The sequence below is a fragment of the Sanguibacter biliveldensis genome, assembly GCF_033798665.1.
GTDB lineage: Bacteria > Actinomycetota > Actinomycetes > Actinomycetales > Cellulomonadaceae > Sanguibacter > Sanguibacter inulinus.
Genome location: NZ_CP138359.1, coordinates 3,947,299 through 3,968,811, shown reverse-complemented (window position 1 = coordinate 3,968,811; position 21,513 = coordinate 3,947,299). Strand labels below are relative to the sequence as shown.

The following is a 21,513-nucleotide window of genomic DNA, read 5'->3' as shown; positions in this document are numbered from 1 at the left end:
GTCAGAGGCCCTTCGAGGCCAGCCAGCTGGTGACCTCGTCGAAGAACCGGCTGCGCGCGGGCTCGGGCGAGAGGCTCAGGTCGTGGGCGGCACCCGGGACGGTCACCAGGGTGACGTCTCGCCCGAGGCCCGGGGCGAGCCGCGCGGTCTGCTGCACGTCCAGCACGCTGTCGGTCGTGAGGATCGCGTCGTGCCAGCGCTTCGCGTCGCCGGAGGCGTCGGGGGTCAGCACGAGCACCGGGCAGCGGATGTCGAGCCCCCGGGCCACCTGCGCGTGGCCGCGGCGGACGGCCCGCAACCAGCCGGCCCGGGCTGGGAAGCCCTCGTGCGGCTTGAGCGTGAGGTCGTAGTCCCACTCGCCGCCGGTGTCCTTGTGCAGCGCCCGGCCGTAGTGCGGACCGAGCCCGCCGACGGGGGTGCGCGGGGCGAGCGGACCGAGCACGTCGATCAGCCGCGTGGCCACCACGCGCGAGAACCACGGCTCGTTGAGGTCGAGCCAGGGGGAGTTGAGGACCAGGGCGTCGATCTGGACGGTGTCGATCTGCACGGTCGAGCCTGCGGCAGGGCCGGAGCCCGAGGCCGTGCTGGTGCCCGACGTCGAACCTGAACCGGGGCCCGACGCCGATCCCGTGCGCGTGCGGGCGTCGGCCCAGAGGGCTGTCACGAGCCCGCCCGTGGAGTGCCCGAGGACCACCAGCTCCTCGTGGCCGAGCTCGTCGCGGACGATCCGTGCCGCGGTGTCGAGCTCTTCGGCGTAGTCGGACAGCCGCGTCACGTAGTTGGGCGTCTGGTGCGCACGCAGCGAGCGTCCGTAGCGACGCAGGTCGAGGGCGTAGAAGGTGTAGCCGTGGTCGGCCAGGACGTCGGCCATGTGCGTCTGGAAGAAGTAGTCGACGTAGCCGTGGACGTAGAGGACCGCCCGCGCTGTCCGTGGCCGTGCACCGTCGGCGACGAGCGTGGCGACGACCTCGCCCTCCTCGTCGGGGCGCAGCCGGAGCGTCCGGGCGAGCCAGGAGCCGCCGAGCATGTCGGGTTCCCAGCGGCTGTCCGAGGTGAGATCTGCGGTCATGCGGTCATCTCCGTCGACGAGAGACGGCGTGCGGCTCGCCCTCGGTCGAGGGGAGCCGCACGCCGTCGGGGGTGCTGCGTCTGTGTGCGGCTGTCAGCCGACTGTAGCTGTCGACAGGCCGTCGCTGTCAGGCGACTGCATGTGTCAGCCGACCGTGGCTGTCAGCCGGCTGTCAGCCGGCCGTGGCCGTCAGCGCCAGGGCTGCTGCCCAGGTGCCGGAGGCTCCTCGCCAGGCTTCCCAGGCTGGCCCCACTGCTGGCCGGTCTGGTCCTGGCCGGGCTGGCCCGGCTGGCCCGGCTGCTGACCCCACTGCTGCTGACCGGGCTGCTGGGGCTGGCCCTGTCCGGGCTGGCCCCACTGCTGGCCGGGCTGGCCCTGCTGACCCGGCTGCTGGTCCGGCTGGCCCCACTGCTGGCCGGGCTGGCCAGGCTGCTGCTGGCCCTGACCGGGCTGGCCCCACTGCTGCTGACCGGGCTGGCCTGGCTGCTGGGGCTGGCCCCACTGCTGACCCTGCTGACCGGGCTGCTGCGGCTGCTGGCCCCACTGCTGCTGTCCGGGCTGACCCTGCTGCTGGCCCCAGGCGGGAGCGCCTGCTGCGGCGTACGCACCGGGTCCGCCGGGGCCGCCCTGGCCGCCACCCTTGCGGTTGCGCAGGATCAGCCACGTGGCGAGTCCTGCGAGGGCGAGGACGCCCACGCCGATGCCGACCCAGAGGAGCCAGCTGACACCCTCGTCGTCAGAGCTGGAGCTGTCGGCCTCGGGCTCGTCGCTCGAGGAGTCCGAGCTGTCGGGCGTGGACTCGGTGCTGGGGTCCGTCGCGTCGTCCGTGGCGTCGTCCGACGGGTCGACGACCGAGCCGGAGCCGCCGGCCGAGCCGCGCGCGTCGAAGTCGAGGGTCTCGCCGAGGACGTAGGTCCAGGTGACCGTGTTGCCGTCGATGACGCCGTTGGAGTCGGTGACCTCGCCCGGGAACTCGACCGAGAAGGTGATGTCGGGCTCGCCCATGCCCAGGCTCTCGAAGTTCGCGACGTCGTCCTCGGTGAAGCCCATGTCCGCGTTGTCGAGCGACCCGGTCACCACGTACTCGTCGCCCTCGCGCGTGAAGGAGAGCACGTCGTCCGAGAAGTCGGCGAGCGGCGCGTCCTCGGTCGTGTAGAGGTAGCCGGTGTAGCCGTCCTGCTTGTAGGCCTCGCTCTCCATGCCCGGCATGATGAGGTCGTCGCCGGCCTCGGTCTCCATCTGCTCGAGGAAGTCGTCGGCCGACATGCCGAGCTGCTCGATCGTGGCGTCCTCGACGGCCATGAGCATCTGGATGTTCATGGTGTCGTCGTCGTTGAGGACGATCTCGGTCTGCACACGCATGCAGCCGGTCAGTGTGACGGCGAGGACCGCGCCTGCGGCGAGGGCTGTGAGACGTTTCATGGCCGGTGGGCTCCTTGGGACAGGTCGCGCACCGGGGGGTGACGACGGGTGAGGATCTCGACTGGTGCCAACTCTGGCATGCCGGGTGCCCGTCCGCCCCATGATCTGGGCCTTCCGGGGACTTCTCCCCAGCGCAGAGGGGCTGTGGACGACGGGTTCACCCGCTCGAGCGCCGCTGGGGCCTCTCCCGGCAGTGGCGGAGCAGAGTTGAGTGGAATACGCTCAACTTTCGCGGCGTTGTCGTCTACAGACCCGTTCCCTGACCTTGGAGGACTTGCATGGACCTCAACCTCACGACCCTCTCCCGCGACGCCCTCGGCAACGCCGTGCAGTCCGCAGGTGCCGCCAGCAACCCGCAGGTCGAGCCTGTCCACCTGCTCGACGCGCTGCTCGCCCAGCAGACCGGCACGACCCCGGGCCTCCTCGCCCAGGCTGGCGTGGACGCCCAGGCAGTCGGCGCCGCCGCCCGCCGGGCCCTCGTCGCCCTGCCGACCCTCTCGGGGTCCTCGGTCGCCGAGCCCACGCTCTCGGGCGCCATGTCCGCAGTGCTCCAGCGCGCCCGCACCGAGGCCGCCGAGCTGCAGGACGAGTACATCTCGACCGAGCACCTGCTGCTCGGTCTCGCCGCCGCGCCCTCGCCGGCCGCCGACATCCTCCAGCGCGCCGGAGCCACGCGTGAGGCGCTCGCCGCAGCGATCCCCGTGGTCCGCGGCGGACGCCGGGTCACCAGCCCCAACCCCGAGGGCACCTACGACTCGCTCGAGAAGTACGGCGTCGACCTCACCGAGGCCGCACGCGACGGCCGGCTCGACCCTGTCATCGGCCGCGACTCCGAGATCCGGCGCGTGGTCCAGGTGCTCTCGCGCCGCACCAAGAACAACCCCGTGCTCATCGGTGAGCCCGGCGTCGGCAAGACCGCCGTCGTCGAGGGTCTCGCCCAGCGCATCGTCGCAGGCGACGTCCCCGACTCCCTCAAGGGCAAGCGGCTCATCTCGCTCGACCTCGCGGCGATGGTCGCCGGTGCCAAGTACCGCGGTGAGTTCGAAGAGCGCCTCAAGGCTGTCCTCGAGGAGATCAAGGGCTCCGACGGCGAGGTCGTCACCTTCATCGACGAGCTGCACACCGTCGTCGGTGCCGGGGGTGGCTCCGAGGGTGCGATGGACGCGGGCAACATGCTCAAGCCCATGCTCGCCCGCGGCGAGCTGCGCCTCGTCGGTGCGACCACGCTCGACGAGTACCGCGAGCACGTCGAGAAGGACCCCGCCCTCGAGCGCCGCTTCCAGCAGGTGTTCGTCGGGGAGCCGACGGTCGAGGACACCGTCGCGATCCTGCGCGGGCTCAAGTCCCGCTACGAGGCTCACCACCGCGTGACCATCTCCGACGCCGCGCTCGTGGCTGCCGCGGCGCTGTCCGACAGGTACATCACCGGTCGCCAGCTCCCCGACAAGGCGATCGACCTCGTCGACGAGGCAGCCGCCCGCCTGCGGATGGAGATGGACTCGTCTCCGGTCGAGATCGACGTGCTCCAGCGCGCCGTGACACGCCTCGAGATGGAAGAGCTCGCGCTGGAGAAGTCCGACGACGAGGCCTCCCGCCAGCGTCTGTCGGTGCTGCGCGCGACCCTCGCCGACCGCAAGGAAGAGCTCGCCTCGCTCACGGCCCGCTGGGCTGCTGAGAAGGGTGGCTTCAACAGGGTCGGTGAGCTCCGTGAGAGGCTCGCCCAGCTCGACGCGCAGGCCGAGAAGGCCGAGCGCGAGGCCGACCTCGAGACCGCGTCGCGCCTGCGCTACGGGGACATCCCCCAGCTCGAGCGCGAGATCGCCGAGGCCGAGAAGGCCGAGCACGCCGAGGAGACCGTCGACCGCCCTGCCCCGCTCGTCGGGGACAAGGTCGACGCCGACGAGATCGCCGAGGTGGTCTCCGCCTGGACGGGCATCCCTGCCGGGCGCATGCTCCAGGGCGAGAGCCAGAAGCTCTTGTCCATGGAGGAGGTCCTCGGGCAGCGGCTCATCGGCCAGAAGGCGGCTGTGGCGACGGTCTCCGACGCTGTGCGTCGTGCACGGGCAGGGGTCTCCGACCCCGACCGGCCGACCGGGTCGTTCCTGTTCCTCGGCCCCACGGGTGTCGGCAAGACCGAGCTCGCCAAGTCGCTCGCCGACTTCCTCTTCGACGACGCCCGGGCGATGGTCCGCATCGACATGTCCGAGTACTCGGAGAAGCACACCGTCGCGCGTCTCGTCGGGGCGCCCCCGGGCTACGTCGGCTACGAGGAGGGCGGTCAGCTGACCGAGGCCGTGCGGCGTCGTCCGTACTCGGTCGTGCTGCTCGACGAGGTCGAGAAGGCGCACCCCGAGGTCTTCGACATCCTGCTCCAGGTTCTCGACGACGGACGGCTCACCGACGGGCAGGGCCGGACCGTGGACTTCCGCAACGTGATCCTCGTGATGACGTCGAACCTCGGGTCGCAGTACCTCGTCGACCCGCTGCTCGACGACGGGGCCAAGCGGGCGTCGGTCATGGCCGCCGTGCAGAGCGCCTTCAAGCCGGAGTTCCTCAACAGGCTCGACGACGTGGTGCTCTTCGACCCGCTCGACCTCGACGAGCTCGGGCAGATCGTGGACATCCAGGTCGAGGCCCTGGCGGTGCGCCTGGTCGACCGGCGGATCACGCTGGTCGTCACGGACGCTGCGCGGGAGTGGCTCGCGATCGAGGGCTTCGACCCCGCCTACGGAGCGCGGCCGCTGCGCCGCCTCGTGCAGCGGGAGATCGGCGACAGGCTCGCACGGACGCTCCTCGCGGGCGAGATCGCCGACGGCGACAGGATCCTCGTCGACAGGCCCGAGACGCCCGAGGGCGGCGCGGGGAACCTCGTGGTCGAGGTGCTCCGCTAGGAGTGCTCCGCCAGGAGCGCCTCACGATGAGCGCTCCGTCGAGAGCGCCACGCTGAGCGCGTTCCTGCGAGAGCGCTCTGCGAGGAGCGGGACCAGCCAGACGACAGCAGCCGCACCGGTCATCCGGTGCGGCTGCTGTCGTCTGGCCTGCTGTGCTGCTGTTGCTGTGCTCGCGCGTCAGTTCCCGGGCAGCGGGAGGTGGTGCGGTGTCAGTCGAGGAGGCTGCCGGAGAGCCCGCCCTCGACGACGGCGATGCACAGACCTGTTCGGTCGTCGTCAGCCCACGAGTCTTCGCTCGGGGTCCACACGACGAGGCTGAGGTCGTCGGCCGGGACGTCGCCGCTCGTCACGAGGTCGGGGGAGCAGATCGCCGTGGTCTGGGTGACGAGGGTGTCCTGCCCGGGGAAGTCGCCGTCGGTGAAGGTCGTGCTCCCGACCACCTGAGCGCCGTGGTCGTCGGAGCAGGGCACCACGTCGACCTCGCCGACAGACCCGCTGCCCGAGACGTCTTCGAGGCAGTTGCCGACGACGAGCTGGCTGACCGACGCGCTCGTGCTCGACGACACGTCGGGCTCGAGGGCCTCGGGCGTCGAGTCGGAGAAGAACAGGAAGAACGCCGCGACGGCGAGGCCGATCACGACGACCGCGACGACGATCCCGATGATCAGGCCGCGCGACGACTTCTTCGGGGGCTGCTGCCCCCACTGCGGGTTCTGCTGGCCGGGCTGGCCGGGGTAGCCGCCCTGCTGGCCAGGGCCCCACTGCTGCTGCGCGGGCTGCTGGCCCCACGGGCCTTGCTGCCCGGGGCTGTGCTGCCTGGTTCCTTGCTGGGCGGGTGCGCCAGGCTGACCCCACTGCTGTGCGGGCTGCTGCTGGCCTGGCTGCTGACCGGGCTGACCCCACTGCTGGCCGGGCTGCTGGGGCTGCTGGCCCGACGGCTGCTGCTGCTGCCAAGGCTGCTGTGCCGGCTGCTGACCATGCTGCGGACCAGCGGGCTGCTGCGGGCCGCCATGCTGCTGCGGACCGCCGGGCTGGCCCCACTGCTGGGTGGGCTGCTCCCACGGCTGACCGGGCTGAGACTGCGGCGCGGGCTGTGACGTCTGGCCCTGCTGCCAGGGTTCGCTCTGCTGGGCCTGACCCGGCTGGCCCTGGCCCGCCTGACCGGGCTGGCCCTGGCCCGCCTGACCCGGCTGGCCTGCCTGTCCTGCCTGTTGACCGGGCTGTCCTGCGTGGCCCGGCCGGCCGTAGGACGCCGAGGGGCCCTGCGTGCCCTGCTGGTCGCCCCACCCCGGCTGCGCGCCGAGCTTCTGCGTCTTGGCGTCGTCGGGACCAGGAGCGCCCGCGCCGGGTGGGGGAGGAGGAACGTGGCTCATGGTCAACCGCCTAGGTTCAGGGCGGTCGGACCGCCGGAGTCGTCTCACGGGCAGCCTAGCCGCCGGTCGAGCCGCAGGGGAGGTGAGATCGCAGGTCGGACGTCCGACTGTAGAGTCCTGCTCGCGGAGGGGGCACTGCAGCCCCGTCGAGGAATGGGGTCAGACCGTGACAGAACCTGCGCAGCCGCGCCGCGAGCGGGGGTACGCCAAGGGGCGCGCCACGCGCGTGCAGATCGTCGAGGCCGCGATGGTCTTGTTCGGCGAGGTCGGGTACAGGTCTGCGTCGCTGCGCGAGATCGCGTCGCGCGTCGGGATCTCGCACCCCGGCCTGATCCACCACTTCCCGACCAAGGAGGTGCTGCTCGCAGCGGTTCTCGAGCACCGGGACGAGATCGACGACTCCGCGCTGGCCGCAGACCTCGCGTCGGGGACGGCGCTGCTCGACGCGGTCGTCAGGCTCGTGCGCCGCAACGCCGAGAGGCCCGGCATCGTCGAGCTGTTCACCACGCTCGCCGCCGAGGCCACGGCGCCGGACCACCCCGCGCACAGGTACTTCCGCGACAGGTACACCACGACGATCGCGCTGCTCACGCGGGAGCTCGAGGCGCTCCGCGCCGCCGGGTCGCTGCGCCCCTCGGTCCACCCGGCCTCGGGCGCCCGTCAGCTCACGGCCCTCATGGACGGGCTCCAGGTCCAGTGGCTGCTCGAGCGCGGCTCCGAGGACCAGGTCGACATGGCTGCCGTCATGCAGGACGCGCTCGCCCTGTATCTCGTGGAGCCGCACCTCGTGGACCCGCAGAGGCCCGGGGGCACAGGCGACTGACCCAGCGAGTCCCCCGGGAGCCTGTGCCCCGGCAGACTGACGCAGCACGCCCCAGGAACGTAGGCCCCGGCAGACCGACCCAGCACGTCCCCCAGCCCGTCCCCCGGCGGACTGACCCAGCACGTCCCCCAGCCCGTCCCCCGGTGCGTGTGCCCCGGGGGACGTGCTCGGGTGTCAGGCGCGGACCGAGCGCTCCTGCGCCTGGTCGAGGAGCCTGGCGAGGCCGTCGCGGTCGAAGAGCATCCCGGCGAAGTTCGCGATCACCCGGACCGGCATGTCGAGCAGCATCTTGGCCATCGTCTCGTCGATCTCGAGGTTGCCCTGGTCGTCGGCGCCCGGGGTCTCCGGGCGTGCGAGCTCGGCGCGCAGCAGCTCACCGCCGACAGGGTGGTCGAGCCACTCGCCGAAGGTCGAGTCGTCCGAGAGCGGTGCCGCGAGCGGGGGAGCCGTGACGTCGACGGACACCGTGGCACGGAGGTCGCGCGATGAGGCCCCGACCGAGACGAGGAACTCGCCGCCCTCGAGGGTCCAGGCGCGCAGCGTCGGGTGCCAGTACGAGAGGTCGCGCGCGTCGAGGACCACCTCGACCTCGCGGGACTCACCGGGCTCGAGCGACACCTTGACGAATCCCTTGAGCTCACGCTCGGGCCGCAGGACGACAGACTCGGGGTCGCCGACGTACACCTGGACCACCTCGGCGCCACGGACGGTGCCGGTGTTGGTGATCCGCGCGCGGACCGTCACGGTCACGTCGTCGCCCTCGCCGGAGACAGTGGCTGTCACGTCAGTGTGCTCGAAGCTCGTGTAGGTCAGCCCGTGACCGAAGGGGTAGGAGACCGTCATGCCCTTGGCGTCGTAGTACCTGTAGCCGACCAGCACGCCCTCGCCGTAGCGCACGTGCCCGAGCTCGCCGGGGAAGCTGCCGTAGGCGGGGGTGTCGCGCAGGGAGACGGGGATCGTCTCGGTGAGGCGACCCGAGGGGCTCTGCGCGCCGAAGAGCAGGTCGGCGACGGCGCCGCCGCCCGCCTGGCCCCCGAGCCACGTCTCGAGGACGGCGGGGGTGAGGTGCTCCCAGCCGGAGAGCGCCACGGCGGAGCCGTTGGCGAGCACCACCACGAGGCGCGGGTTCACCTCGGCGAGAGCCTGCAGCAGCGCGACCTGGCTGTCGGGCAGGTCGAGGTGGTCGCGGTCGTAGCCCTCGGACTCGTCGGCGGCGGGCAGCCCGAGGAAGACCACGACTGTCGTCGCGGTCCTGGCAGCCTCGACGGCCTCGTCGCGCAGCTGCTCGTCGGAGCCCTCGGTCACGCCCTCGATCGTGAAGCCCGGGGCGAAGCTCACGTCCGCACCTGCGACCTCGCCGATCGCCGTCAGGGCGTCGTCGAGCCGGGTCGGGTTGACCTGCGACGATCCTGCGCCCTGGTAGCGGGGAGTCCTGGCGAACTCGCCGACGACGAGCACACCAGCGGCGTCAGCAGCCCGCAGCGGGAGCAGGGGAGTGCCGTCGACGGGATCGTTCTTCAGCAGGACGGAGCCTGCCGCCGCGGCCTCGCGGGCGAGGGCGTGGTGGGCGCCGGCGTCGTAGGACGACGGTTCTGCGGCAGCCGGGAGCGCGCGGGAGAGCAGAGTGAGCAGACGGCGGACGGCCTGGTCGAGGACGGCCTCGTCCATCGCGCCTGACCGGACTGCCTCGACGACCTGGGCGTCGCCGATGTTCCCGGAGTTCGGCATCTCCAGGTCGAGGCCGGCGGCGAGCGAGGGCACGCGGTCGGCGACGGCGCCCCAGTCGGAGACGACCACCCCGTCGTAGCCCCACTCGTCGCGCAGCACCTCGGTGAGCAGCCACGGGTGCTCGGAGGCATAGGTGCCGTTCACCTTGTTGTAGGCGCACATGACGGTCCAGGGCTTCGCGCGGGTCACGGCACGCTCGAAGCCGGTGAGGTAGATCTCGCGCAGGGTGCGCTCGTCCACGTCGGCCGAGACGCGCATGCGGTCGGTCTCCTGGTTGTTGACCGCGAAGTGCTTGAGCGAGGTGCCGACACCCTCGGACTGGATGCCCTCGATGAGCGCGGCGCCGAGGTCGCCCGAGACGACGGGGTCTTCGGAGAAGTACTCGAAGTTGCGGCCGCAGAGCGGTGAACGCTTGATGTTGATCCCCGGGCCCAGCAGGACGGCGACGTCGTTCGCGCGGGTCTCGCGGCCCAGTGCGCTGCCGACCCGGCGCAAGAGGTCGACGTCCCAGGTGGAGCCCAGGGCGGCAGCCGTCGGGAAGCAGGTGGCCGGGACGGACTCGGCGAGGCCCAGGTGGTCGGCCGAGGTGTCCTGCTTGCGCAGGCCGTGCGGGCCGTCGGTCACCATGACCGAGCCGATGCCGAGGCGCTCGACGGGCTGGGTGTGCCAGAAGTCCAGGCCTGAGGTCAGCGACGCCTTCTCCTCGAGCGTGAGGTCCTGGATCAGGCGCTCGACGTCGAGCGGGCCTGCCGTGGTGGTGGTTGGTGCAGAAGTCATGCGAGCACTCCCTGGGTGTCGGCGGAGCACGCTCCGGCGCGTGCTCTGGCCAGCGTAACGCGAAAACCTACCGGGCGGTAGGAGATGTGGAGAGGGGTGTGTGCCTGCCAGGGGCAGGAGCAGCGAGATCGATACTTCGGAGCGAGATCGTGCCGCAGGGGGATCGATCTCGCTCCGAGGTGCCGACCTCGACGTCTGGTTCGGGCCGTTGGGAGACAGGCAGGGCAGGGCAGGGCTGCGCGCGTCGTCCGACGGGGGTGCGACGGCAGGCTCAGAGGAGACGACGAAGGGCGGGGGTGCGCGCTCGCACCCCCGCCCCTCGTCCCGGTCGCGCTAGTCCGCGATGTCGACGATCACCGGGACGTGGTCGGACGCGCCCTTGCCCTTGCGCTCGTCACGGTCGATCTCGACAGCCGTGACCGCAGAGGTCAGCGCGGGGGAGGTGTAGGCGAAGTCGATCCGCAGGCCCTGGTTCTTGGGGAAGCGCAGCTGCTGGTAGTCCCAGTACGTGTACTTGCGGTCCTCGGGGACGAACTCGCGGCTCACCTCGGTGAAGCCCGCGGTCTCGAAGGCCGCGAAGGCGTCGCGCTCGGGCTGGCTCACGTGCGTCTGACCCTCGAACACGGCCATGTCCCACACGTCGGTGTCGCGCGGGGCGACGTTCCAGTCGCCCACGAGCGCGATCTTCGCCGCAGGGTCTGCCTCGACCCAGCCCGCAGCGTGCGATCGCAGCGTCGACAACCAGTCGAGCTTGTAGGCGTAGTGCGGGTTGTCGAGCGCCCGGCCGTGCGGCACGTAGAGGCTCCACACGCGGACGCCGCCGCAGGTCGCACCGATCGCGCGGGCCTCGACCACGGGCTCCTCGCCGAACTGCGGCTGGTCCGGGAAGCCGAGCGAGACGTCCTCGAGCCCCACCCGGCTGATGATCGCGACGCCGTTCCACTGCGAGAGGCCGAAGTGCGCCACCTCGTAGCCCGCAGCCTCGAAGGCCTCGAAGGGGAACTGCGTGTCCTTGCACTTGGTCTCCTGGAGCGCGAGCACGTCGGTGCCGCTGCGCTCCAGGAAGGCGACCGCACGGTCGACACGGGCGCGGATCGAGTTGATGTTCCAGGTGGCGAGGCGCATGAGGTCCAGGCTAGCCGTCTGGGCCGACACGCACCCGAGAGGGACGGGAGGCGCCGAGGGCGGTGCCGCTCGACTCGGCATCTCCCCGCCGCTCAGAGAGAGCCTCGGACCACGCCGCGCGATCGTGCGAGAGGATCTGGGGGTGACCGTGCACATCGACCTCGACTGGCTGGCCCAGCTCTCCGGCACGTCGGCCTACAGCGCTCCGGCGCACACGCTCGACGTCCCGCTGATGGACCGTCCGCTGCCGATCGGGCCGCTCGCCGAACGGGGCACCCGACCCCTCTTCGACGTCGACCACGAGGAGACCGCCTGGTTCTACCTCCGCCGGACCTATGGCGGCGGTGCCTCCAGGATGACCGCGAGCGATGCGATCCTCAGGCCCGGTCGCCTCTCCAGGGACGAGACCTACTGGTTCGGCTCGGCCAAAGAGGCGTTCCTCGGCTACGAGAAGCGCGCGGTGGCCCATCGTGGGCAGCTGATCCGGCTCTGGCCGCAGGTCTCGCACCAGGACCTGGGTCTTCGCACGATCTCTCCGGGGACCGGCGCGAGGACCGGTCAGGTCGGTGACCTGGAGCCTGCCCGCGCGAGCACGCTGGCAGGAGCCCTCAGCGGAGCCATCCTGGAGTCGGAGGCCCGGTGGACCACGGTGATCCTCGCGGTAGAGGTGGACCGCGTCGACCTCTACTGACCGTGCCGCACGATCGGCCGCCCGGAGAGGGCTCGACCGTGGTGCTCGGTAGGCTGGCGCCCATGGCTACTGCACTCATCACCGGCGCGAGCGCCGGTCTCGGCGTCGAGTTCGCCTGGCAGCTCGCGACAGGGCACCACGACCTCGTCCTCGTCGCCCGCGACACCGACCGCCTCGAGACGCTCGCGCACCAGATCCGGTCGGCAGCAGGCGTGAGCGTCGACGTCCTCGGGGCCGACCTCTCCGACCGGGAGCAGACCGAGGCGGTCGCCGAGCGGCTGCGCAGCACCACCAGCCCGGTCAGCCTGCTCGTCAACAACGCCGGGTACGCGGTCCACGACTCCTTCGTCGGCGGGGACGTCGCCGCCCAGGAGGCGTCGCTCGACGTCATGGTCCGTGCGGTGCTCGTCCTGTCGCAGGCCGCGGCAGGGTCCATGCGCTCGCGCGGCCGCGGGGCCATCCTCAACGTCTCCTCCGTCGCGGCGCTCACGGCCTCCGGCACCTACTCGGCGCACAAGGCGTGGGTGCGGACCTTCACCGAGGGCCTCGCGGTCGACCTGCGCGGGACCGGCGTCACGGCGACGGCGCTGTGCCCCGGGCTCACGCGGACCGAGTTCCACGAGCGCGCCCAGCTCGACTACTCGGCCTTCCCGGAGGTCGCCTGGCTCGACGCCGGTGCCGTGGTGAGCGCCGCGCTGCGCGACGTGCGGCGGGGCGCCGTGATCTCGACGCCCTCGATCAGGTACCGGGTGGCTGCGGGCCTGCTCCGCCTCGCACCGCGGTCGGTCGTCCGCGCCGCCGAGGGCCGCTGAGCGGACCCAGGAGCCCCGGCTGACGCTGCACCAGCCCAGCCCAGCCCAGCCAGCGTCCGTCGACCACCTAGGCACCCCAGCCGTCGAGATCGGCACTTCGGAGCGAGATCGACCCTCCTGCGGACCGATCTCGCTCCGGAGGATCGATCTCGCCTCCTTGGCGCCCTGCCCCCCGGCCCCCCGGCGGCGATCGGCTGCACGGGCTGAGCGACCGGGTCTGGGGCTGGCGATAGGGTGGCGGGCGTGACGACCACCGACTCTTTCAGCGCCCCCACCCCCCGCGAGCAGCTCCGCGACCTCATCACGTCCCTCGCGGTCGTGCACGGCAAGGTCACACTGTCCTCAGGCAAGGAGGCTGACTACTACGTCGACCTCCGCCGGGTGACGCTGCACCACCGCGCCGCGCCGCTCATCGGGCACGTGATGCTCGACGCCCTCGAAGAGGCCGGGCTCGGCACGTCCGAGGTCGACGCCGTCGGCGGGCTCACCCTCGGCGCCGACCCGATCGCGACAGCCCTGCTGCACGCCGCGGCGTCGCGCGGGCTCGACCTCGACGCCTTCGTCGTCCGCAAGGCTGCGAAGGCCCACGGCATGCAGCGTCAGATCGAGGGCCCGGACATCAGCGGCCGTCGTGTGGTCGTCGTCGAGGACACGACCACGACGGGCGGATCGCCCATCGCCGCGATCGAGGCGGCTCGTGCAGCGGGGGCCGAGGTCGTCGGCGTCGCGACGATCGTCGACCGCGCGACGGGTGCCCGCGAGAAGATCGAGGCGCTCGGGGTGCCCTACCACTCGCTCTTCGGTCTGGCTGACCTCGGTCTCGCCTAGGGCGGACGCGACCGCGGGCCGCGCCGAGCGCTGAGGAGCGCGGTCGGGCCCAGGCGATCACACTCACCGAGCCGAGCCGAGCCGAGCCGAGCCGAGCCGAGCCGAGCCGAGCCGAGCCGAGCCGAGCCGAGCCGAGCCGAGCCGAGCCGAGCCGAGCCCGGTGCGCCCGGCTGGCTGCTCGTGGACCTGGACCGTCTGCTCCGTGCCGCGGCGGGTCAATTTATGACGTTCCGTCATCTTCAAGGTATCTGACACTGCTTGAGAGTTTTTCATATCTCTGCGAGGGTCGTGCTGTCCGGTACCGCTCTCTCGCGACCGCTCCCGTCGGCACTCGTCGACGTCGCCCCTGGTGAGGGGCGTCGTCCAGGACCTTTGACTTAGGCATGCCTCTGCTTGCTTTGGTAAGGCTCTCCTTATAAGGTGCGGACCACACGGGTGCACACGTCGCTGTCGAGCGACCTTGCCGGTACCCCGCGCCGCGAGGCGCCGACCCCAGGAGGCTCCACGGTGCCCACCGTCCTCGAGCAGCGCGTCAGACGCGTACTCGCCACCCTGACAGCGCTGGCGCTCGCCGCCGGGCTGTCTCTTGTCGGCGTCCTCGCGCCGGCCCAGGCAGATCCCGCCGCCGGGACCCTCTCGTGGGGGGTCAAGGAGAGCTTCCGCTCCTATATCGCCGGTCCCATCGCCAAGGGCTCCGTGACTGTGGGCGGAGGGGCGACGAACAACGGCACCAGCTACGGCTTCGCCCAGACGGAGACCACCTTCGACGGCTCGACGGGACTGACCACCTTCGCCGGATCGGTGCACTTCACCGGGCACGACGGAGCCCTCGACACGACTTTCGAGAACCTCCGGGTCCGTGTCGACTCTCCGACCGCCGGTGTCCTCGTCGCTGACGCCCGGGGAAAGAGCTTCGACACAGGTGGGGCCTACGAGCTGTCCGGTGTCGAGCTGGCCACGCTCGCACTCCCTGCTCCGCAGGTCGACGGTGACGTCTCGACGTGGACTGCCGCACCGGCAGCCCTGACCGCGGCTGGCGCGCAGGCCTTCGCCGGGTTCTACCCTGCCGGCAGCGCGCTCGACCCTGTGACCTTCTCGGTCGTCACGCAGACTCCGGTCGAGCCGGAGCCCGAGCCGACGACGCCCGACCCCGAGCCCACGACGCCTGATCCCTCGCCCGAGCCGACCGAAGAGCCGAGCCCAGAGCCGACCACCGAGCCCTCGCCCGAGCCGACCGACCCTCCGGTCGCGACTTTCGAGCCTGCGGTGAGCCTGTTCGCTGCTGACGGCACGACGCCGCTCGCGTCGTCGTCGGTCAAGCTGGGTGACACGATCGTGGTGAAGGGTTCGGGCTTCGACCCGGCTGGGAACCTGGCTCCTGCGGGTGCGCGTCCGCCGATCTCGGCGGGCAACCCTGCGGGGACCTACGTGGTGTTCGGCAAGTTCGCGGACACGTGGAAGCCTTCTGCTGGCGCTGCGTCGAGCACGCGCGTCGCGGGCGACCAGAAGTGGGCGCTGAGCGATGCTGCCTTCGCGGCGGTCAACCCGACCTACCAGCCGGCGATCGCCGGTCAGCGTGCGGTGATCGCCCCGGACGGGACCTTCACCACGACGCTGACGGTCAAGGAGAAGGCGACCGGGTGGCCCGAGTCGGGCAACCTCGGTGTCTACACCTACGCAGCCGGTGGCACGACCAACGCCGACCAGGAGCTCTACGCACCCGTCACGATCACGCCCCCGGCGCCGACTTTCGAGCCTGCGGTGAGCCTGTTCGCTGCTGACGGCACGACGCCGCTCGCGTCGTCGTCGGTCAAGCTGGGTGACACGATCGTGGTGAAGGGTTCGGGCTTCGACCCGGCTGGGAACCTGGCTCCTGCGGGTGCGCGTCCGCCGATCTCGGCGGGCAACCCTGCGGGGACCTACGTGGTGTTCGGCAAGTTCGCGGACACGTGGAAGCCTTCTGCTGGCGCTGCGTCGAGCACGCGCGTCGCGGGCGACCAGAAGTGGGCGCTGAGCGATGCTGCCTTCGCGGCGGTCAACCCGACCTACCAGCCGGCGATCGCCGGTCAGCGTGCGGTGATCGCCCCGGACGGGACCTTCACCACGACGCTGACGGTCAAGGAGAAGGCGACCGGGTGGCCCGAGTCGGGCAACCTCGGTGTCTACACCTACGCAGCCGGTGGCACGACCAACGCCGACCAGGAGCTCTACGCACCCGTCACGCTCGCCGACGTGACCACGCCGACGGACCCCACGACCCCGACCGACCCCGAGGTCCCCACGACCCCGACCGACCCCGAGACGCCCACCACGCCGGAGACCCCGGTCGCGCGCGGCGTGCTCAGCTGGGGCGTCAAGGAGAGCTTCCGCTCGTACATCTCCGGTCCGATCGCCCGAGGCAAGGTCACCGTCTCCGCGGGGGCCACGACAGACGGCTCGCGCTACGGCTTCCCCCAGACGTACTCCGACCTAGACGGCGGCCGGGGCTCTGCGATGTACTCCGGCGCAGTGACCTTCACAGGCCACGGCGGCGCGCTCGAGCTGACGCTGAGCAACCCCACGGTCTGGTTCTCTGCACAGCCGACAGCCACGCTCACCGTCGACGTGAAGGGCAAGACGCTCAGCGGCGAGGTGCTCGACCTCACCGGGGTGAAGTTCGCGACACTCACGCTCCCGTCGCCCTCGACGTCGCAGGGCGTCAACACCTGGGCTGACGCTCAGGCGACGCTCACCGCGGAGGGTGCCGCGGCATTCTCCGACTTCTACGCCGCCGGTGCAGTCCTCGACCCGGTGACCTTCACCATCGGCTCTGGCGGTGGCACCACACCGGGCGGTGAGACTCCCGGCACCGACCCCGGCACTCCCGTGGTCGTCACCCCGCTCGCTCCCGGCACCTACGCCAACGCGATCGCCAGCGTCACGACCGTCGTCCCCGGTGGCGAGGTCACCTTCACGGGTCAGGGCTTCGGCTCCGGCACCGAGAACATCGAGGCCGCGGTCTACTCCGAGCGCCAGCTGCTCGCGTCGGGCATCACGGCCGACGCCTCAGGTGCCGCCACGGCGACAGTCACCCTCCCGAAGAACCTCGCGCCGGGCGTCCACACGCTCTCGCTCGAGTCTCCCTCGGGCGTGAGGTCGCAGGTGCAGATCACCGTCGAGGCGCCTGTCGTCCCGACGGCCGCGCAGCAGTGCGTCGCCCGCTCGGTCTCGGGCGCGACGCTCAGCTGGGGCGTCAAGGAGTCCTTCCGCACCTACATCACCGGTCCGATCGCCAAGGGCTCCATCACGCCCTCCGGTGTGACCAGCAGCGGCAGCAGCTTCGGCTGGGGTGGTGGCAGCGGCAAGTTCAACACCGAGGTGAACCAGGGACGGGTCGCCTTCCCCGGGTCGGTGAACTTCTCCGGTCACGGCGGGATCCTCGACCTGACCATCTCGAACGTCCGCGTCCAGGTGAGCAGCGCCTCGACGGGCTCGCTCGTCGCCGACGTCTCGTCGACGGACATGAACGGCACCGCCTCCCAGCAGAAGGGCGTGACCATCGCGTCCCTCGGCCTCGCGGGGAAGAAGTCGACCACCGGCAGCACGGTCTCGTGGTCCGGGGCGAGCGCGACGCTCACCTCGGCCGGTGCGAGCGCATTCGGCGGCTTCTACGTCGCCGGTGACGCCATGGACCCCGTGAGCTTCAGCTTCCCGCTGGGCTCCGAGGTCGACTGCGACGCCTCGTCCGGCGCCAACGGTGCCGGGTCGCTCGCCACGACAGGAGCCGACGGGTCGGTCTCGGCCGCCCTCGCCGCGCTCCTCGCCCTCACCGTCGGTGTCGGGGCCGTCGGCCTCGCACGCCGCCGACGGACGGTCGGCTGAGCCGAGGCCTGACGGGCCGAGCACTCACCATGAGCAGGACCGGTCGTCGCTGACGACCAGGGGCCCGGGACGCGCAGCAGCGCGGACCGGGCCCCTCTGGCGTCCAGGGCAGCGTCGTCAGGTCAGGTCAGGTCCCACCACCAGCCGATGCTGGCCGCTCACGAGGAAGGCCCGCCCCCGACGGTCGTCGGGGGCGGGCCTTCTCGGTCGTGCTGGGAGTCCGGGCGGTCAGACCCTCTCGATGAGGTTCGCGACCGAGTCGACGACGGTGCTCGGGCGGAACGGGTACCTGTCGACGTCCTTGACCGAGGTCGACCCCGTCAGCACGAGGAAGGTGTGCAGACCGGCCTCGATCCCGGCGACGACGTCGGTGTCCATGCGGTCGCCGACCATCGCTGTCGACTCCGAGTGCGCGTCGATCCGGTTGAGGGCCGAGCGGAACATCATCGGGTTCGGCTTGCCGACGAAGTACGGCTCCCGTCCCGTGGCCCGGGTGATCATCGCCGCGACAGCACCTGTCGCGGGCAGCGGGCCCTCGGCGCTCGGACCCGTCGCGTCGGGGTTCGTGCAGATGAAGCGCGCCCCGCCGAGGATCAGCCTGACGGCCTTGGTGATCGCCTCGAAGGAGTACGTGCGGGTCTCGCCGAGGACCACGTAGTCGGGGTCGGACTCGGTGAGCGTGTACCCGGCCTCGTAGAGCGCCGTGGTCAGCCCGGCCTCGCCGATCGCGTAGGCGCTCCCGTTGGGGATCTGGTCTGACAGGAACTGCGCTGTCGCCAGGGCAGACGTCCAGATCGCCGACTCGGGCACGTCGATGCCCGACGCGTACAGCCGGGCGCGGAGGTCGCGTGCCGTGAAGATCGAGTTGTTCGTGAGGATGAGGAACGGACGTTCTTTGTCACGCAGCGTCTTGATGAACTCGGCGGCACCGGGGATGGCGTGGCCCTCGTGCACGAGGACCCCGTCCATGTCGGTGAGCCAGGACTCGATCGTGCGGGTCATCTGCGGTCCTTGTCGTCGGACGGGGTGCCTTCGACGACGTCGGAGGCTTCTGCCTCCGATGGTACGACCGGGCCCGCAGGACCTGCCGCGGCGTCCGCGACGGGGTCGGTGACCGAGCCGGCGACGGGGTCGATCACCGGGCTGGCGAACGGCCGGGCAGCCGGGTCCCGGACCGGGTCGGCGGCTGCGGCGGTGAGACCGTCGGGGGCGGTGGACGCGCCGGTCGCCGCGGCGGCCTTGCGCTTGCCCAGCCAGCCGCGGCCGAGCTCGACGATGATCGGCAGGACCGACACGAAGACGATGATCACGAGGATGAGCTCGATGTTGTCGTGCACAAAGCTGATCTGGCCGAGGAAGTACCCGAGGACCGTGATCCCGACGCCCCACAGGAAGGCGCCGATGACGTTGTAGCTGACGAAGTGGCGGTACGGCATCCGGCCGACGCCTGCGGCGACGGGGGCGTAGGTGCGCACGAAGGGTGCGAAGCGCGCGAGGATCAGCGCGCGGCCGCCGTACTTGTCGAAGAACGCGTTCGTCTGCTCGATGTACGACTGCTTGAAGAACCTCGAGTCGGGCTTGTTGAAGATCTTCGGCCCGACCTTCCGGCCGATGAGGTACGAGCACTGGTCACCGGCGAAGGCAGCGAGGAACAGCATGATGCAGAGCAGCCACAGCGGGAAGTCGAGCTGCTCCTGCGCCACGAGCATGCCTGCCGTGAAGAGCAGAGAGTCGCCGGGCAGGAACGGGAACAGCAGCCCGGTCTCGACGAAGATCACCAGGCAGATCCCGACGAGGGCGTAGCCCCCGAAGGAGGCGATGAGGCTGTCGGCGTTGAGCCAGTCGGGGCCGAGGGCCACGACCTGCTCGCCGGCGGACGCGAGGATGTCTGCTGAGATCACGGGAACCAGAGTACGGGGTCGACCTCTCGACAGGTCCGGCTGCCGCAGACCCGCACGCGATGGTCACATCGTGCTGCTGGGTGGCAGGCGCGCCGGGCTGTCGTCGTCAGGGGTGTCGTCGTCACCGGTGCGGGCGCGACCCGTCGCACCGGGTGCGACAAGATAGGCGGCATGTCGACACCTCAGACACCGCAGAGCCCGCAGAGTCCGCTGTCCCCGCGGTCCTCGCCGAGCCCGCAGTCCGCTCAGCCCCTGACGGCCCCGTCAGAGCAGCAGTCTCCCGGCAGGCGCTCCGCACCGAGCATCGCCCCGCCCGGGCACCCTGACGCCACCCGGGTCCTGCTCCTCGGGTCGGGTGAGCTCGGCAAGGAGGTCGCGATCGAGCTGGCGCGCCTCGGGGTCGAGGTCGTCGCAGCCGACCGTTACGCCGGTGCCCCGGCGATGCAGGTCGCGCACAGCAGCAGGGTCGTCGACATGCTCGACCCGCAGGCGCTCCGCGACCTCGTCGCCGAGGTCCGCCCGCACGTCGTGATCCCCGAGATCGAGGCGATCGCGACCGAGGTGCTGCTCGAGGTCGAGGCAGCCGGCACGGTCGTGGTCCCGACGGCCCGCGCGACGCGGCTGACCATGGACCGCGAGGGCATCAGGCGGCTCGCCGCCGAGACCTTGGGGCTGCCCACCTCGCCCTACAGGTTCGTCGACACGCTCGACGACCTCCGCGACGCCGCGCAGAGGCTCGGGCTGCCGTGCGTCGTGAAGCCGGTGATGAGCTCGTCGGGCAAGGGGCAGTCCGTCATCCGCACGGCCGACGACGTCGACGCCGCCTGGGACTACGCGCAGACCGGTGGTCGGGCGACAGGTGTCGAGGGGGCTGCCGCCCGCGTGATCGTCGAGGGCTTCGTCGACTTCGACTACGAGCTGACGCTGCTCACGGTCCGCCACGTCGCCGGCACCACCTTCCTCGAGCCCGTGGGCCACACCCAGGTCGACGGCGACTACCGCGAGTCCTGGCAGGGCCAGGACGTCCCCGCGGTCGTCCTCGAACGTGCCCAGGCCGTCGCACGCGCGGTGACCGACGACCTCGGCGGGTACGGGGTCTTCGGTGTCGAGCTCTTCGTGGTCGGTGACGAGGTGGTGTTCTCCGAGGTGTCCCCGAGGCCCCACGACACAGGTCTGGTCACCCTCGTCTCGCAAGACCTCAGCGAGTTCGCCCTGCACGCCCGCGCGGTCCTCGGGCTGCCTGTCGGGGACGTCCTGCGGACCGGTGGACCCGGCGAGAGGGCCGCGGCCTCGTGCGCGGTGCTCGCCGAGGGGGAGGGCGTGCCTGTCGTCGGAGGGCTCGCCGAGGCTCTTGCCGTGCCCGCGGCCCAGGTGCGCGTCTTCGGCAAGCCCAGCGTGTCGGGGCGTCGTCGTGTCGCTGTCACGCTCGCCCGCGGGGCTGACGTGGAGGAGGCCAGGGCGCGCGCCCGCGCTGCTGCGGCTGCGCTGCAGGTCGAGGTCCGCCCGTGACTGGTCCAGCGACGGACGGCGTGGCTGAGCCGCAGGCTGTCGCCGCTCACGAGATCGGTGTCGGACCGTGGCCCGGCGGGCCGGAGGCGTGGCCGCGCACCGCCGACGGCGGGCTCGACCCCCGGTACGACCCCGAGCTGCTCGCCGAGGGCGACCGCCGCAACGTCGTCGACGAGTTCCGCTACTGGACCGTCGAGGCCGTCGTGGCCGAGCTCGACACCCGGCGCCACCCGCTGCACGTGGCGATCGAGAACTGGGGGCACGACCTCAACATCGGGTCGGTGGTCCGCACGGCGAACGCCTTCGGGGCGGCCGAGGTGCACATCGTCGGGCGCCGCCGGTGGAACCGCCGGGGTGCGATGGTCACCGACCGCTACCAGCACGTGCGCCACCACCCCGACGTCGAGAGCTTCCTCGCGTGGGCCCGCGGCGAGGGCCTGCCCGTCGTCGGGATCGACAACGTGCCCGGCTCCGTCCCGATCGAGCGGTACGCGATCCCCGAGCGGTGCGTCATGCTCTTCGGCCAGGAGAGCACCGGGCTCACGCCCGAGGCGCGGGCGGCGAGCGTGGACATCTTGCACATCACGCAGTTCGGCTCCACGCGCTCGATCAACGCCGGGGCGGCCGCCGCGGTCGCGATGCACGCCTGGGTGCAGCAGCACGCCGTGGTCTGAGCGGGCCCGGCCCGCCAGCCCCGCTGGGA

General features: G+C 71.5%; 15 protein-coding genes. 8 read left to right on the top strand and 7 right to left on the bottom strand.

Annotation, left to right across the window (positions count from 1 at the left end; genetic code table 11):
• Nucleotide 1: 1 nt before the first annotated feature.
• Together SANBI_RS17235 and SANBI_RS17230 are read right to left on the bottom strand one after the other, a co-directional pair.
• Nucleotides 2-1,069, bottom strand: coding sequence for an alpha/beta hydrolase (locus SANBI_RS17235; protein WP_319157249.1), 1,068 nt, complete (start codon nucleotides 1,067-1,069; stop codon nucleotides 2-4).
• Nucleotides 1,070-1,258: 189 nt separating this feature from the next.
• On the bottom strand, nucleotides 1,259-2,491 hold the full coding sequence (locus SANBI_RS17230; protein ID WP_319157247.1) for an LppM family (lipo)protein: 1,233 nt from the start codon (nucleotides 2,489-2,491) through the stop codon (nucleotides 1,259-1,261).
• A 278-nt stretch (nucleotides 2,492-2,769) separates the two neighbouring features.
• Between SANBI_RS17230 and clpB the strand changes: the two genes are divergently transcribed.
• Entirely contained in the window at nucleotides 2,770-5,382 is a 2,613-nt protein-coding gene (clpB, locus tag SANBI_RS17225) for an ATP-dependent chaperone ClpB (protein ID WP_319157245.1), read from the top strand.
• Nucleotides 5,383-5,591: 209 nt separating this feature from the next.
• Here the strand turns inward: clpB and SANBI_RS17220 are convergent, their stop codons facing one another.
• Nucleotides 5,592-6,755, bottom strand: a complete 1,164-nt coding sequence (locus SANBI_RS17220; RefSeq protein ID WP_319157243.1) for a hypothetical protein — start codon at nucleotides 6,753-6,755, stop codon at nucleotides 5,592-5,594.
• Between the two features lie 166 nt (nucleotides 6,756-6,921).
• Between SANBI_RS17220 and SANBI_RS17215 the strand changes: the two genes are divergently transcribed.
• On the top strand, nucleotides 6,922-7,578 hold the full coding sequence (locus tag SANBI_RS17215; protein ID WP_319157241.1) for a TetR/AcrR family transcriptional regulator: 657 nt from the start codon (nucleotides 6,922-6,924) through the stop codon (nucleotides 7,576-7,578).
• Between the two features lie 174 nt (nucleotides 7,579-7,752).
• Here SANBI_RS17215 and SANBI_RS17210 read toward each other — a convergent pair whose 3' ends face one another.
• Complete coding sequence (locus SANBI_RS17210; RefSeq protein WP_319157239.1) at nucleotides 7,753-10,083, bottom strand: aryl-beta-d-glycosidase; 2,331 nt, start codon at nucleotides 10,081-10,083, stop codon at nucleotides 7,753-7,755.
• A gap of 333 nt (nucleotides 10,084-10,416) precedes the next feature.
• Nucleotides 10,417-11,208: an exodeoxyribonuclease III gene (locus SANBI_RS17205; RefSeq protein ID WP_319157237.1), complete on the bottom strand. Its 792-nt coding sequence runs from the start codon at nucleotides 11,206-11,208 to the stop codon at nucleotides 10,417-10,419.
• A 142-nt stretch (nucleotides 11,209-11,350) separates the two neighbouring features.
• Here SANBI_RS17205 and SANBI_RS17200 point away from each other — a divergent pair, with 142 nt between their 5' ends.
• From SANBI_RS17200 to SANBI_RS17185, 4 genes are all read left to right on the top strand, one after another.
• A complete protein-coding gene (locus SANBI_RS17200) occupies nucleotides 11,351-11,899 on the top strand; it encodes a hypothetical protein (protein WP_319157235.1) in 549 nt (182 codons plus the stop codon).
• A gap of 62 nt (nucleotides 11,900-11,961) precedes the next feature.
• Nucleotides 11,962-12,711: an SDR family NAD(P)-dependent oxidoreductase gene (locus tag SANBI_RS17195; RefSeq protein WP_319157233.1), complete on the top strand. Its 750-nt coding sequence runs from the start codon at nucleotides 11,962-11,964 to the stop codon at nucleotides 12,709-12,711.
• A 234-nt stretch (nucleotides 12,712-12,945) separates the two neighbouring features.
• Nucleotides 12,946-13,539 carry an orotate phosphoribosyltransferase gene (gene pyrE / locus SANBI_RS17190; RefSeq protein ID WP_056127256.1) on the top strand — a complete coding sequence of 198 codons (594 nt, stop codon included), beginning with the start codon at nucleotides 12,946-12,948 and terminating at the stop codon, nucleotides 13,537-13,539.
• A 507-nt stretch (nucleotides 13,540-14,046) separates the two neighbouring features.
• Complete coding sequence (locus SANBI_RS17185) at nucleotides 14,047-17,400, top strand: HtaA domain-containing protein (protein ID WP_319157231.1); 3,354 nt, start codon at nucleotides 14,047-14,049, stop codon at nucleotides 17,398-17,400.
• 228 nt (nucleotides 17,401-17,628) lie between these two features.
• Here the strand turns inward: SANBI_RS17185 and SANBI_RS17180 are convergent, their stop codons facing one another.
• Both SANBI_RS17180 and SANBI_RS17175 read right to left on the bottom strand, forming a co-directional pair.
• Nucleotides 17,629-18,402, bottom strand: a complete 774-nt coding sequence (locus SANBI_RS17180; RefSeq protein WP_319157229.1) for an HAD-IIA family hydrolase — start codon at nucleotides 18,400-18,402, stop codon at nucleotides 17,629-17,631.
• Entirely contained in the window at nucleotides 18,399-19,301 is a 903-nt protein-coding gene (locus SANBI_RS17175; RefSeq protein WP_319157227.1) for a VTT domain-containing protein, read from the bottom strand. Before SANBI_RS17175 ends, SANBI_RS17180 begins: the two co-directional genes overlap by 4 nt.
• 171 nt (nucleotides 19,302-19,472) lie before the next feature.
• Between SANBI_RS17175 and purT the strand changes: the two genes are divergently transcribed.
• Both purT and SANBI_RS17165 read left to right on the top strand, forming a co-directional pair.
• Nucleotides 19,473-20,810 carry a formate-dependent phosphoribosylglycinamide formyltransferase gene (gene purT / locus SANBI_RS17170; RefSeq protein ID WP_319157225.1) on the top strand — a complete coding sequence of 446 codons (1,338 nt, stop codon included), beginning with the start codon at nucleotides 19,473-19,475 and terminating at the stop codon, nucleotides 20,808-20,810.
• A complete protein-coding gene (locus SANBI_RS17165) occupies nucleotides 20,807-21,484 on the top strand; it encodes a TrmH family RNA methyltransferase (RefSeq protein ID WP_319157223.1) in 678 nt (225 codons plus the stop codon). The genes purT and SANBI_RS17165 overlap by 4 nt, the downstream gene beginning before the upstream one ends.
• The last annotated feature ends 29 nt before the right edge of the window (nucleotides 21,485-21,513 follow it).

Coding starts and splice junctions, on each gene's coding strand:
- SANBI_RS17180 (WP_319157229.1), bottom strand. CDS start 18,402: ATGACCCGCACGATCGAGTCCTGGCTCACCGACATGGACGGGGTCCTC.
- SANBI_RS17230 (WP_319157247.1), bottom strand. CDS start 2,491: ATGAAACGTCTCACAGCCCTCGCCGCAGGCGCGGTCCTCGCCGTCACA.
- clpB (WP_319157245.1), top strand. CDS start 2,770: ATGGACCTCAACCTCACGACCCTCTCCCGCGACGCCCTCGGCAACGCC.
- SANBI_RS17210 (WP_319157239.1), bottom strand. CDS start 10,083: ATGACTTCTGCACCAACCACCACCACGGCAGGCCCGCTCGACGTCGAG.
- SANBI_RS17235 (WP_319157249.1), bottom strand. CDS start 1,069: ATGACCGCAGATCTCACCTCGGACAGCCGCTGGGAACCCGACATGCTC.
- SANBI_RS17195 (WP_319157233.1), top strand. CDS start 11,962: ATGGCTACTGCACTCATCACCGGCGCGAGCGCCGGTCTCGGCGTCGAG.
- purT (WP_319157225.1), top strand. CDS start 19,473: ATGTCGACACCTCAGACACCGCAGAGCCCGCAGAGTCCGCTGTCCCCG.
- SANBI_RS17205 (WP_319157237.1), bottom strand. CDS start 11,208: ATGCGCCTCGCCACCTGGAACATCAACTCGATCCGCGCCCGTGTCGAC.
- SANBI_RS17220 (WP_319157243.1), bottom strand. CDS start 6,755: ATGAGCCACGTTCCTCCTCCCCCACCCGGCGCGGGCGCTCCTGGTCCC.